Origin of the sequence: Pseudomonas sp. GM49, assembly GCF_000282355.1 — a bacterium.
Taxonomy (GTDB): Bacteria; Pseudomonadota; Gammaproteobacteria; order Pseudomonadales; family Pseudomonadaceae; genus Aquipseudomonas.
Window position 1 is genome coordinate 1 of record NZ_AKJL01000094.1, and the last position, 11,808, is coordinate 11,808.

The 11,808-nt window shown below is 58.7% G+C and carries 14 protein-coding genes and 1 pseudogene; 10 read left to right on the forward strand and 5 right to left on the reverse strand.

Translation table 11 applies throughout. The annotated features are described in order from the left end of the window. The 5 genes from PMI29_RS20075 to PMI29_RS20055 all read left to right on the forward strand — a co-directional run. A partial coding sequence (locus PMI29_RS20075; RefSeq protein WP_007996245.1) for a diaminopimelate decarboxylase family protein occupies positions 1–504 on the forward strand: 504 nt, incomplete at its 5' end. A gap of 4 nt (positions 505–508) precedes the next feature. Then, positions 509–1,339, forward strand: a complete 831-nt coding sequence (dapF, locus tag PMI29_RS20070) for a diaminopimelate epimerase (RefSeq protein ID WP_007989473.1) — start codon at positions 509–511, stop codon at positions 1,337–1,339. Between the two features lie 13 nt (positions 1,340–1,352). Beyond that, on the forward strand, positions 1,353–2,078 hold the full coding sequence (locus PMI29_RS20065) for a DUF484 family protein (protein ID WP_007996247.1): 726 nt from the start codon (positions 1,353–1,355) through the stop codon (positions 2,076–2,078). A gap of 2 nt (positions 2,079–2,080) precedes the next feature. Further along, positions 2,081–2,980, forward strand: coding sequence for a tyrosine recombinase XerC (xerC, locus tag PMI29_RS20060; protein ID WP_007996250.1), 900 nt, complete (start codon positions 2,081–2,083; stop codon positions 2,978–2,980). After that, positions 2,977–3,684: an HAD family hydrolase gene (locus PMI29_RS20055; RefSeq protein ID WP_007996252.1), complete on the forward strand. Its 708-nt coding sequence runs from the start codon at positions 2,977–2,979 to the stop codon at positions 3,682–3,684. Before xerC ends, PMI29_RS20055 begins: the two co-directional genes overlap by 4 nt. A 186-nt stretch (positions 3,685–3,870) precedes the next feature. On the opposite strand, the gene sutA is transcribed toward PMI29_RS20055, so the two are convergent. The 4 genes from sutA to glnK all read right to left on the reverse strand — a co-directional run bounded on the left by sutA (position 3,871) and on the right by glnK (position 6,647). Continuing rightward, on the reverse strand, positions 3,871–4,194 hold the full coding sequence (gene sutA, locus PMI29_RS20050; RefSeq protein ID WP_007980816.1) for a transcriptional regulator SutA: 324 nt from the start codon (positions 4,192–4,194) through the stop codon (positions 3,871–3,873). Between the two features lie 101 nt (positions 4,195–4,295). Beyond that, complete coding sequence (locus tag PMI29_RS20045) at positions 4,296–4,721, reverse strand: secondary thiamine-phosphate synthase enzyme YjbQ (protein ID WP_007989493.1); 426 nt, start codon at positions 4,719–4,721, stop codon at positions 4,296–4,298. A gap of 214 nt (positions 4,722–4,935) precedes the next feature. Next, entirely contained in the window at positions 4,936–6,273 is a 1,338-nt protein-coding gene (locus PMI29_RS20040; RefSeq protein ID WP_007996254.1) for an ammonium transporter, read from the reverse strand. Between the two features lie 35 nt (positions 6,274–6,308). Further along, entirely contained in the window at positions 6,309–6,647 is a 339-nt protein-coding gene (gene glnK, locus PMI29_RS20035) for a P-II family nitrogen regulator (RefSeq protein WP_002555808.1), read from the reverse strand. 420 nt (positions 6,648–7,067) lie between these two features. Between glnK and PMI29_RS20030 the strand changes: the two genes are divergently transcribed. Beyond that, positions 7,068–7,328 carry an accessory factor UbiK family protein gene (locus tag PMI29_RS20030; protein ID WP_007980822.1) on the forward strand — a complete coding sequence of 87 codons (261 nt, stop codon included), beginning with the start codon at positions 7,068–7,070 and terminating at the stop codon, positions 7,326–7,328. 429 nt (positions 7,329–7,757) lie between these two features. Beyond that, positions 7,758–8,279, forward strand: coding sequence for a BRO-N domain-containing protein (locus PMI29_RS20025; RefSeq protein ID WP_007996260.1), 522 nt, complete (start codon positions 7,758–7,760; stop codon positions 8,277–8,279). A 27-nt stretch (positions 8,280–8,306) separates the two neighbouring features. On the opposite strand, the pseudogene PMI29_RS30965 reads toward PMI29_RS20025, so the two are convergent. Beyond that, positions 8,307–8,426, reverse strand: a pseudogene (locus PMI29_RS30965) (HigA family addiction module antitoxin); the annotation flags it as partial. A 462-nt stretch (positions 8,427–8,888) separates the two neighbouring features. Between PMI29_RS30965 and PMI29_RS30970 the strand changes: the two are divergent. From PMI29_RS30970 to PMI29_RS20015, 3 genes are all read left to right on the forward strand, one after another. Continuing rightward, positions 8,889–9,335: a hypothetical protein gene (locus PMI29_RS30970; RefSeq protein ID WP_081501648.1), complete on the forward strand. Its 447-nt coding sequence runs from the start codon at positions 8,889–8,891 to the stop codon at positions 9,333–9,335. A gap of 102 nt (positions 9,336–9,437) precedes the next feature. Then, a complete protein-coding gene (locus tag PMI29_RS20020; RefSeq protein ID WP_007996263.1) occupies positions 9,438–10,238 on the forward strand; it encodes a hypothetical protein in 801 nt (266 codons plus the stop codon). Between the two features lie 223 nt (positions 10,239–10,461). Further along, a partial coding sequence (locus PMI29_RS20015; RefSeq protein ID WP_007996265.1) for a YifB family Mg chelatase-like AAA ATPase occupies positions 10,462–11,808 on the forward strand: 1,347 nt, incomplete at its 3' end.

Sequence of the window (11,808 nt, forward strand, 5' to 3'; positions counted from 1 at the left end):
CCGCCATTGGCTGGCGACTACATCAAGGCCGTGCGCGAACGCCTCGACGGTCGTGACCTGGCGCTGGTGTTCGAACCGGGCCGCTTCATCGTGGCCAACGCCGGTGTATTGCTGACCCAGGTCGAATACCTCAAGCACACCGAGCACAAAGACTTCGCCATCGTCGACGCCGCCATGAACGACCTGATCCGCCCGGCGCTGTACCAGGCCTGGATGGACGTCACGGCCGTGCGCCCGCGTCAATCCGCCGCCCGCGCCTACGACATCGTCGGCCCGATCTGCGAGACCGGCGACTTCCTGGCCAAGGACCGTCAACTGGCGCTGGAGGAAGGCGACCTGCTGGCCGTGCATTCGGCCGGTGCCTACGGGTTTGTCATGAGTTCCAACTACAACACCCGCGGCCGCACCGCTGAAGTGTTGGTGGACGGTGATCAGGCATTTGAAGTGCGTCGCCGTGAGACGGTAGCCGAGTTGTTTGCTGGCGAAAGCCTGCTGCCGGAGTAAAACCATGCTGCTGCGTTTTACCAAAATGCACGGCCTGGGTAATGACTTCATGGTCCTCGACCTGGTCAGCCAGCACGCGCACATTCTGCCCAAGCACGCCAAACAATGGGGCGACCGGCACACCGGCGTCGGTTTCGACCAGTTACTGATCGTCGAGGCACCGAGCAATCCGGACGTGGACTTCCGCTACCGGATCTTCAACGCTGACGGCTCCGAAGTGGAACAGTGCGGCAACGGTGCGCGCTGCTTCGCCCGCTTCGTGCTCGACAAGCGCTTGACCGCCAAGCGGCAGATTCGCGTCGAGACCAAAAGCGGCATCATCGAACTGGACATCCGCAACGATGGCCAGATCAGCGTCAACATGGGCGCGCCGCGCCTGGTGCCAGCGGATATTCCGTTCCAGGCAACGGAGCAGGCCAAGAGTTATCAGGTCGACGTCGACGGCACCCCGGTCGAACTGGCTGCGGTATCCATGGGCAACCCCCATGCCGTGGTGCGGGTCAGCGACATCAACAATGCGCCGGTGCATGAACTGGGGCCGAAAATCGAACATCACCCGCGCTTCCCGGCACGGGTCAATGTCGGTTTTCTCCAGGTCATCGACCGGAGCCGCGCACAGTTGCGCGTCTGGGAACGCGGAACCGGGGAAACCCAGGCTTGCGGAACCGGCGCCTGTGCCGCCGCAGTGGCCGCGATCAGCCAGGGGTGGATGGATTCGCCGCTATTGATCGACCTGCCTGGCGGGCGCCTGTCCATCGAATGGGCAGGCCCTGGCCAACCGGTGATGATGACCGGCCCGGCAGTGCGCGTATATGAAGGACAAGTGCGTCTTTGAGTGAGCGAAATCCATGACCGACAAGCCTCAGGTACCCGCACGACAAGCTGACGAATCACCGGCCGAAAGCCTGGAGGCGGCGGCTGTAGCCGCGTACCTGGAGGCTCATCCGGACTTCTTCGTCGAGCACGAAGAACTGCTCCCGTCCCTGCGTATTCCCCATCGGCGCGGCGACACCGTGTCGCTGGTCGAGCGTCAGATGACCATCCTGCGTGACCGCAACATCGAGTTGCGTCATCGCCTGTCGCACCTGATGGACGTAGCCCGCGACAACGATCGTCTCTTCGACAAGACCCGTCGCCTGATCCTGGCGCTGATGGATGCCGCCAGCCTGGAAGACGTGGTGATGTGCGTCGAAGACAGCCTGCGCCAGGAATTCCAGGTGCCCTTCGTCAGCCTCATTCTGCTTGGTGACAACGCCATGCCGGTCGGCCGCTGGGCCACTCACGCCGAAGCACAAGTGGCCATCGGCGGCTTGCTCTCGGAAGAAAAAAGCATCAGCGGCAGCCTGCGCGAACATGAGCTGGACTTCCTGTTCGGCGAAGAACAGCGCAAGCAGATCGGTTCCACCGCGGTGGTTGCCATCAGCCACCAAGGCATCCACGGCATCCTGGCCATCGCCAGCCGCGATCCGCAGCACTACAAAAGCTCGGTGGGCACCTTGTTCCTGAGCTACATCGCTGAAGTCATGGGTCGCGTGCTGCCACGGGTCAACAACCCCCTGCGCTCGGTACGCTGAACATGGAACGACAACTGGACGCTTACTGCGAACACCTGCGCAGTGAGCGGCAGGTGTCGCCGCACACGCTGTCGGCCTATCGCCGCGACCTCGACAAAGTGCTGGGCTGGTGCGCCAAACAGAACATCGGCAGCTGGGCGGCGCTGGACATCCAGCGCCTGCGCAGCCTGATTGCCCGCCTGCACGCCCAGGGCCAATCGTCCCGCAGCCTGGCGCGATTGCTGTCGGCCGTTCGCGGGCTCTATCACTACCTGAACCGCGAAGGCCTGTGCGACCACGATCCGGCCAATGGTCTCGCGCCGCCGAAAGGCGAACGCCGCCTGCCGAAAACCCTCGATACCGACCGCGCGTTGCAACTGCTTGAAGGCGGTGTAGAGGATGACTTTCTGGCACGCAGGGATCAGGCGATTCTCGAACTTTTCTACTCCTCCGGGCTGCGCCTGTCGGAACTGACCGGCCTCAATCTTGATCAACTGGACCTCGCGGACGGCATGGTCCAGGTGCTAGGCAAGGGCAGCAAGACCCGACTGCTGCCGGTGGGTAAAAAGGCCCGCGAGGCTCTGGAGCAGTGGCTGCCATTGCGGGCCATGGCCAACCCGGCGGACGATGCGGTGTTTGTCAGCCAGCAAGGTCGACGTCTCGGTCCCCGGGCGATCCAGGTGCGGGTCAAGGCTGCCGGCGAGCGCGAACTGGGGCAGAACCTGCACCCGCACATGCTGCGGCACTCCTTCGCCAGCCATTTGCTGGAATCCTCCCAGGATCTGCGGGCGGTGCAGGAACTGCTCGGCCACTCGGACATCAAGACCACGCAGATCTACACCCACCTGGACTTCCAGCATCTGGCAGCGGTCTACGACAGTGCCCACCCACGGGCTAAACGCATGAAAGGCGACGATTCATGAGTATTCAGTTGATCACCTTCGACCTCGACGACACCCTGTGGGACACCGCCCCGGTGATCGTCAGCGCCGAAGCCGTATTGCGCGCATGGCTGACCGAGCATGCGCCCAACCTGGGTGCAGTGCCGGTGGAGCATTTGTGGGCCATACGCGAACGCATCCTGAGCATCGAGCCGAACCTCAAGCACCGCATCAGCGCCTTGCGCCGGCGCGTGTTGTTCCAGGCCCTGGAAGAAGCCGGATATCCCCATGCTGAAGCGTCGGACTTGGCCGATCAGAGTTTCGAAGTGTTTCTGCATGCCCGACATCAGCTGGAAATCTTCCCGGAGGTGCAACCGACCCTGGAAGTATTGGCCAACCATTACACCCTCGGCGTGGTCACCAACGGCAACGCCGATGTCCGTCGACTGGGCCTGGCGGATTACTTCAAGTTTGCGCTGTGCGCCGAAGACATCGGCATCGCTAAACCCGACGCACGATTGTTCCAGGAGGCCTTGCAGCGCGGTGGCGCGACCGCTGAAACGGCGGTGCATATTGGCGATCATCCGGGCGATGACATTGCCGGGGCGCAGCAGGCCGGGTTGCGGGCGATCTGGTTCAACCCGGCGGGCAAGGCCTGGGAAGCGGACCGGCTGCCGGATGCGCAGATTGGCAGTCTGACCGAGTTACCGGCGTTGTTGGCGCGGTGGAATTCTGTGTCGGCCTGACACAAAAACCTGTGGGAGCGGGCTTGCCCGCGAAGGGGCCGTGTCAGTCAGCATTGATATCGACTGACACACCGCTTTCGCGGGCAAGCCCGCTCCCACAGGGATCACCACAGGTTTCAAATTTTTGCTTCAGGCATGAAAAAGCCCGCAGCGACGGCGGGCTTTTTCAGCAAGCACGAAGCGGGCTCAGATAGGCCGGCTGCCGTACTTGTTGTCAGGCTTCTTGGGCGGATCGGCGACCACATTGGCCTCCACTTCCTGCACCTTGCCGCCACGCGCCAGGAACTCTTCCATGGCCTTGGCCAAGGCGTCGCGCTCCTTGTTCTTGGCTTCGACACTCGGCAGCTCATCGACAGATACCGCTGCCTTGGCCTTGCCTTTGGCGGTCGGAACCGGCGCATCACCGCCGTCGTCTTCAGCGACGTCTTCCGCCGCTGCTTCCAGACCTTCTTCGGTTTCGTCGTCGTCGCCTACTTCGAGGTCGTCGTTTTCCAGATCATCGTCGCTCATGTTCTACCTCATGACTTGCGAAAAGCAGATTAGTTATAGCCCAGCTTTGCCCTCTGTCGAAGGCTGCCGGAAAAAAATCAACAGCCGCTGCTGACCAGCGGTTATGCCCCTTCACCGTGCACGGTGGCGAGGACTTTACGGGCACCGCCATGATCACGGTGCTCGCCCAGGTAAACGCCTTGCCAGGTCCCCAACGCCAACCGGCCTGCCGAAATCGGCAAACTGAGCTGACAGCCAAGCACGCTGGCCTTGAAGTGCGCCGGGAGGTCGTCCAGGCCTTCGTCGTTATGCTCATAGCCGTCTGTTCCTTGTGGGATCAGACGATTGAAAAATCGTTCGAAGTCGCGACGTACCGCCGGATCGGCGTTCTCGTTGATGGTCAACGACGCCGAGGTATGCTGCAGCCACAAATGCAACAGACCGACCCGACACGCCTTGAGTTCAGGCAGGCCGGCGAGTAACTCGTCCGTTACCAGATGAAAGCCCCGGGGCCTCGCCCGCAAGGTAATCAGAGTCTGTTGCCACATACAGTTCTCCGCACGTTCGGGGCGCATTCTAGCGCGCTCTGGGAAAAAACAAAGGCCCTAATATTCCTTCAATCCTGTAAGCCTTCGACCGCACGAAATCACCCGAAGCAAACATCGCAAAACCTGTAGGAAAAAACCTTTCGGCTCGCCCTCCAATGACAAATTCCAGACAAAAAAATGCCCGGCAAGCCGGGCAAGTTTTTTATGTGCGTGCTTACAAGTTGTAGCCGCGTTCGTTGTGAAGCGCCAGATCGATGCCGACCGCTTCTTCTTCTTCGTTGATGCGCAGCCCCATGACCGCATCCAGCACCTTGAGGATGATGAACGTGGCGATCGCGGTGTAGATCACCGTGAAGCCCACGCCCTTGCACTGAATCCACACTTGCGCAGCGATGTCGGTCACGGTGCCGAAGCCACCCAGAGACGGGGCAGCGAACACACCGGTCAGGATTGCGCCGAGGATACCGCCGATACCGTGCACGCCGAAGGCATCCAGGGAATCGTCATAGCCGAGCTTGCGCTTGAGGGTGGTCGCGCAGAAGAAGCACACCACGCCAGCCGCCAGACCGATTACCAGCGCGCCCATCGGGCCGACGGTGCCGGCTGCCGGAGTGATTGCCACCAGGCCGGCAACCACGCCCGAAGCGATACCCAGTGCGCTGGGTTTGCCGTGGGTAACCCACTCGGCAAACATCCAGCCCAACGCAGCAGCGGCGGTAGCAATTTGCGTCACCAGCATCGCCATGCCGGCGGTGCCGTTGGCCGCGGCGGCGGAACCGGCGTTGAAACCGAACCAGCCGACCCACAGCATGGCCGCGCCCATCAGGGTGTAACCGAGGTTGTGCGGCGCCATCGGCGTGGTCGGGAAGCCTTTGCGCTTGCCCAGCACCAGGCAGGCAACCAGACCGGCCACACCGGCGTTGATGTGCACCACGGTGCCGCCGGCGAAGTCCAGAACGCCCCAGTCCCACAGCAGGCCGCCGTTACCGGACCAGACCATGTGCGCAATCGGTGCGTAAACCAGGGTGAACCAGATGCCCATGAAGACCAGCATCGCGGAGAATTTCATCCGCTCGGCGAATGCACCGACGATCAACGCCGGAGTGATGATCGCGAAGGTCATCTGGAAGGTGACGAACACCGCCTCGGGAAACAGTGCCGCAGGGCCGGTCAGGCTGGCTGGCGTGATGCCGGCGAGGAATGCTTTGCCCATGCCGCCGACGAACGAGTTGAAGTTGACGACGCCCTGCTCCATGCCCGTGGTGTCGAACGCGATGCTATAGCCATAAATGACCCACAGGACGCTGATCAGACCGGTAATGGCGAAGCACTGCATCATCACGGAAAGAATGTTTTTCGACCGAACCATGCCGCCGTAGAACAGCGCGAGGCCGGGAATGGTCATGAACAGCACCAAGGCCGTCGAGGTCATCATCCAGGCGGTATCGCCGGAGTTGAGGACTGGGGCCGCCACTTCGTCTGCCGCCATGGCCAGGCCGGGCATTACGAGGGACAACAGGGCTCCTAGCCCTGCGAATTTACGCAGAGTCATATTGTTTTCTCCTGGGGCGTTGGGTTTGTGGCGGCTTAGATAGCGTCGGTATCGGTTTCGCCGGTACGGATGCGAATCGCCTGTTCCAGATTGACCACGAAGATCTTGCCGTCACCGATCTTGCCGGTGTTGGCAGCCTTGGTGATGGCCTCGATTACCCGGTCCAGATCCTTGTCGTCGATGGCGACGTCGATCTTCACCTTGGGCAGGAAATCGACCACGTATTCCGCGCCGCGATACAGCTCGGTGTGACCCTTCTGCCGACCAAAGCCTTTGACTTCAGTGACGGTAATGCCCTGCACGCCGATCTCGGACAGCGACTCGCGTACGTCGTCCAGCTTGAACGGCTTGATGATGGCAGTGACTAGCTTCATGAAAACTCTCTCCCGAATTGGTGGACTTGCCCCAGGAAAACAAACCCGTCTCAAGTCTAAGCGCAGTGCCTGGCTTTGTAACGCATCGTCGGCCTTACCTGCCCGTCCGACGCCAGCTAACCGCTCCTCACGAAACACTCCCCCGCGCTCCGTTTGGCGCACTGCATTCGTCACAGCGACTGCATCAGTGCATGGGTCACCAGCATCTAAGCAGAAAGCTTGCCATCTCCACAAAACTGACTGTTTTCAAGCCATTACAGGTGGATGGTGGATACTTCGCGACAAGACCCCGCACGTTACGCACAACAACGGTGCAACGCCGTCCGTCCCAATGCGCGAAAAGCGTGCACCCCCTGCCCGCGCAAATGACTATAGACACTGCGTGATACACTGCCCGTCATTGTTTCCAGGACATTGCCCATGCTCGCGCCAAAAGATTTCCTCGACGCCCTCACCGGCACCGCCTCCCGCCTCTTCAGCGGCGACACGCCCCTGCCGAAAGCTGAAATCGAAAGCCAGTTCAAAATGTTGCTGCAGAGCGGCTTCAGCAAACTGGATCTGGTGAGTCGGGAAGAGTTCGACAGCCAGATGGTTGTATTGGCGCGCACTCGGGCGCGGCTGGAGGCTCTTGAAACGAAGGTTGCGGAGATGGAAGCGAAGCTGAATCCGCCTACCGAGTAAATTCTGATGTGAAATGCAGTCCCCTTGTGGGAGCGAGCTTGCTCGCGATTGAAGGTCGGAACGACCTTCCGCTTCACCTGTAGGAGCTGCCGAAGGCTGCGATCTTTTGATCTTCAGCCCCGCAACAATTCCAGCAACGTCCTACAAACATCACACCGCAGTCCGATTGCGCCGCAAAGCCCCGGTTCCTAAGCTCATCCCGGCTGAACATTCAGCACTGGGTTTGGCGACCTGGAACCAAGCAATGCAGTGCAATCATCCAATATCGGGTGTTCACTCCCGATTTGAATTATGGCGGCTGTGTGTGGGAGACCTTAGGGTCTGCCGGTATTCGCTTGGCCGGTTCGCCAACCCGCATGCAGCTGCCACCCTTATTGTTTGGCGACGATAAATGGCAGTTATCTATCAAGCGAACTTGGATACTGCTCTATGGACGATAACTATCTAATCCCCCGCGTCTTCACCCGCCACAAACTCCACCTCCACGCCCTCCTAATACAAAACCAACCCTGGTTCAGCGCCCGCGACCTGGGCCGACTGCTACGCATCTACCTCAACGACCGCCAACTCCGAAAACTCGATCCCGACCAATACCAAACCACCAGAACCCTCATCTACGGCCACATCGAAAACACCCTGCTGATCAGCGAATCCGGTGTCTACGCCATGCTCGTCTACCACTACTGCCCCGAATACCGAGCATTGCGTGAATGGCTGACCCACGAAGTCGTCCCCGCCCTGCGAGACGCCCAACACCCCACCACAACCGAACGCCCACAACTGAGCCTGCTCAATTGGCCGGAAATGTCGTTGAGCTTGCTGCAATGGAACAACCAGCCGTGGATTCGGCTGCAGGATGTGCCGCAGATGCTGCCTGATCAGGAGACTTCAAGGCCTGCTATCAGTGCGCCTTGGTGGAAAAGAGCCGCGAAGATGCTTCACGCATTTTGAATAAAAACCCCACGCTTTGGCGTGGGGGTTCAGCCAGAATTCCGGGGTAGTGTTCAGACAGATAGATAACCTCAGAGCCATATCAGCACTGACACCCCGACGCTGGAGCACGATGTCGTTCACCGTAGGTGCCGACACATTCAACGCTTCCAGGCGATTACCCGGTGGAGATCGAAGATCTACTTGGGGGCGAGACTGCTCGCGATAAAGTCGAAACGACCTTCAAATTGACCTGTAGGAATTGCCGCAGGCTGCGGTATTCAAGCCCGCAAGAATCCCGGCAACTTCCTACGAAGATCTCATTCCACGTCCGATTGCGCGGCAAAGCTCCGGTTCCTAAGCTCACTCCCAGCTGATTAGTCAGCAACGGGTTTGGGTACTCGAACAGCACCCGACGCACCGTGACCACGTTCGAACCAGTGATTTATTCCTTTCTCGAATTATGGTCGTGCATGGAAAGACCTTCCGGTCCGCCGGTTTTTCCGCAGTCACCGGCTCGCCAACCCGCTCGAAAAGTTTAAGTCCATGTTACATGGCTTAGATAATAGATTTTGATGAGTACAATTTTCTAAATGGAAGACTGCACCAGCACTACAAAGAGCAACACCCATGAAAATATCCAAGCCTTTAATTGCGGCTTTCGCGATGACTACATTCCACATCGGTTCAGCGGTAGCTGGGCCGCCTGTGACAGTTACATTCAAGAATCTTGGAACACAGACTGCTACGTATACCCCCATAACGAACAACGAAGCTATAACGAAAGCAAATGCATCACCCACTCCACAAGCGTCCGTGACTGCAAATAGCTCGGATACGTACGACATACAAAGCCAGATATCACCTGATTACAACCATGCTAATTTACGGTATCAAATCGGCAATAAGAAATGTGTTTATTTAGCGACATTTGTGACTACCCCTGGCTTTGCCGCAAGCAAAATTCCAAAATGGAATAATAAGGCCACGCCTAGTGGCGGGGCGACCTGCACCATAAAGGTAACTAAAACAAATCCGTCCACCTATGCTTGGTCGGTAGTAATCACAATGAAGTAAAGCATGTAGCGGGCCTTAAGGGGCTTGTAAGATCTTGCTAAAGCATCAACAGTCATTAGGCAACCTATCATATTTTAGTCATCGAACAGGGAGTGGCAAAAAATGGTTAATTCACTAAACAATTTTGCAGCTAGCAACAGCCAAGCGCCGGCTGGAACAAAAAAATTGACAGAGACTCCCGGCAAAAACCAAGGTGTGAACCAAAACACACCCCAAGGCCCAATTGGCAACGCACGAGATAGTAGTACCGTTTCCACGCTAGCTAGCCAATTGAGCGAAGCCTCAGTACGTGCACAGGCCCGGGATGCACGCCTAACTAGAACGGAACTGAGTTGGATGGCTAAGAACACACTCAACGAGTTGGACAGCGATCATTATACTGCCAACAAATCAAAACACGACTCCGAAGTTCCCGACACAGATAATGCCGAATTATTAGCGCGCGCCAAAAGTGCAACAAAGTATACAAACGGGCTCGGAAAAAACCCGTTTTCGGGGATGCCCATGGATCAGCTTGCTTTAATTACTTACGATGACAGCGGCACCTTTACCGTCAATGAAAGACGGGCAGCGTTGCAAGAGTCAGCCAAACAAGAATTTGCATGGCGACAGAAAGTGGTGGCCGAAGCAGAATATGAATATAACAGCACCGGAAAACTCACCAAATTCTTCCAAAGCGTCCTTGACCATTACAAGGGGCTGCCCCCAGTGGAGCAAGCACAGTATCCAAATGACTACGAAACCAAACTCAAGGACTGGATAGATCTAGACTTCAACTATTTTACGAATATCGCTGAAGGTAAAAAGAAGATGGATACCGAGAGCTTCGTCAGCAGAATTCTGGACGGTGACAGTAGTTTATTTGACGACACAACTTCTTCCAAAGAAGCCGCCTCAACATAAGTTGCTTGATTTTATACGCAAAATAAATGCGCTGGGGTGTGTCAGGCTGGCTTTGCCAGCAGGCTTTACGACTGCTGCGCAGCCGAACGCAGCACTGGGCAGCTGTTACAGATCGTGGCTTCAGCAACATTCTGCGATAGTTCCCCCTCCTCTCCGGCAAGACTCCACGTCTACCCTTCAACAACCCGCAGGAAGCGGCCCCCGTTTAGCTCAAGGAACGCCCATGTCCCTCTCCATCGTCCACAGCCGCGCCCAGGTGGGCGTCGAGGCACCCGCCGTCACCGTAGAAGTCCATCTGGCCAACGGCCTGCCATCCCTGACCATGGTCGGCCTGCCCGAGGCGGCGGTGAAGGAAAGCAAGGATCGGGTGCGCAGTGCGATCATCAATTCCGGGCTGCAATTTCCGGCGCGACGGATCACGCTGAATCTGGCGCCGGCGGATTTGCCCAAGGATGGCGGGCGCTTCGATCTGGCGATTGCCCTGGGGATTCTCTCGGCCAGCGTGCAGGTGCCGACGCTGACACTGGATGACGTGGAGTGTTTGGGGGAGTTGGCCCTGTCAGGTGCGGTACGGGCAGTTCGAGGGGTGTTGCCGGCGGCGTTGGCGGCACGCAAGGCCGGGCGCTGGCTGATGGTGCCACGGGCGAACGCTGAGGAGGCGTGCCTGGCGTCGGGACTGAAAGTGATTGCTGTTGACCATTTGCTGGAGGCCGTCGCGCACTTCAACGGGCATACACCGATCGAACCTTATGCTTCCGATGGACTGCTCTGCGCCAGCAAACCTTATCCCGATCTGAATGAAGTGCAAGGGCAGCTTGCGGCCAAGCGTGCGCTGCTGATTGCGGCTGCTGGAGCTCACAACCTGCTACTCAGTGGCCCCCCGGGGACCGGAAAAACGTTGCTGGCGAGTCGTTTGCCAGGGCTGCTGCCGCCGCTGACCGAAAGCGAGGCGCTGGAAGTGGCGGCGATTCAGTCGGTCACCAGTTGTGTGCCCTTGCGTCACTGGCCACAACGCCCCTTTCGCCAGCCCCATCACTCCGCCTCTGGCCCCGCTTTAGTGGGTGGCGGCTCGAAACCGCAGCCGGGTGAAATTACCCTCGCCCACCACGGCGTCCTGTTTCTTGATGAGCTTCCCGAGTTTGAGCGCAGAGTATTGGAAGTCCTGAGGGAGCCGATGGAATCCGGGCATATCGTAATCTCGCGGGCGAAAGATCGCGCGCACTTTCCGGCGCGTTTTCAATTGGTGGCGGCAATGAATCCGTGCCCCTGTGGATATCTTGGCGAGCCAAGCGGGCGCTGCTCCTGCACGCCGGACATGGTGCAGCGTTATCGCAACAAACTGTCGGGGCCGTTGCTCGATCGCATCGACCTGCACCTGACAGTCGCCCGGGAAATCACAACATTGAACCCCACGGTGAAACCGGGAGAGGACAGCGCCCGTGCTGCGGCGCTTGTCGCCGAGGCGCGTGAGCGCCAGCAGAAGCGTCAGGGTTGTGCCAATGCCTTTCTGGATTTGCCGGGGCTGCGTCGGCACTGCAAGTTATCCACAGCCGATGAGCACTGGCTCCCC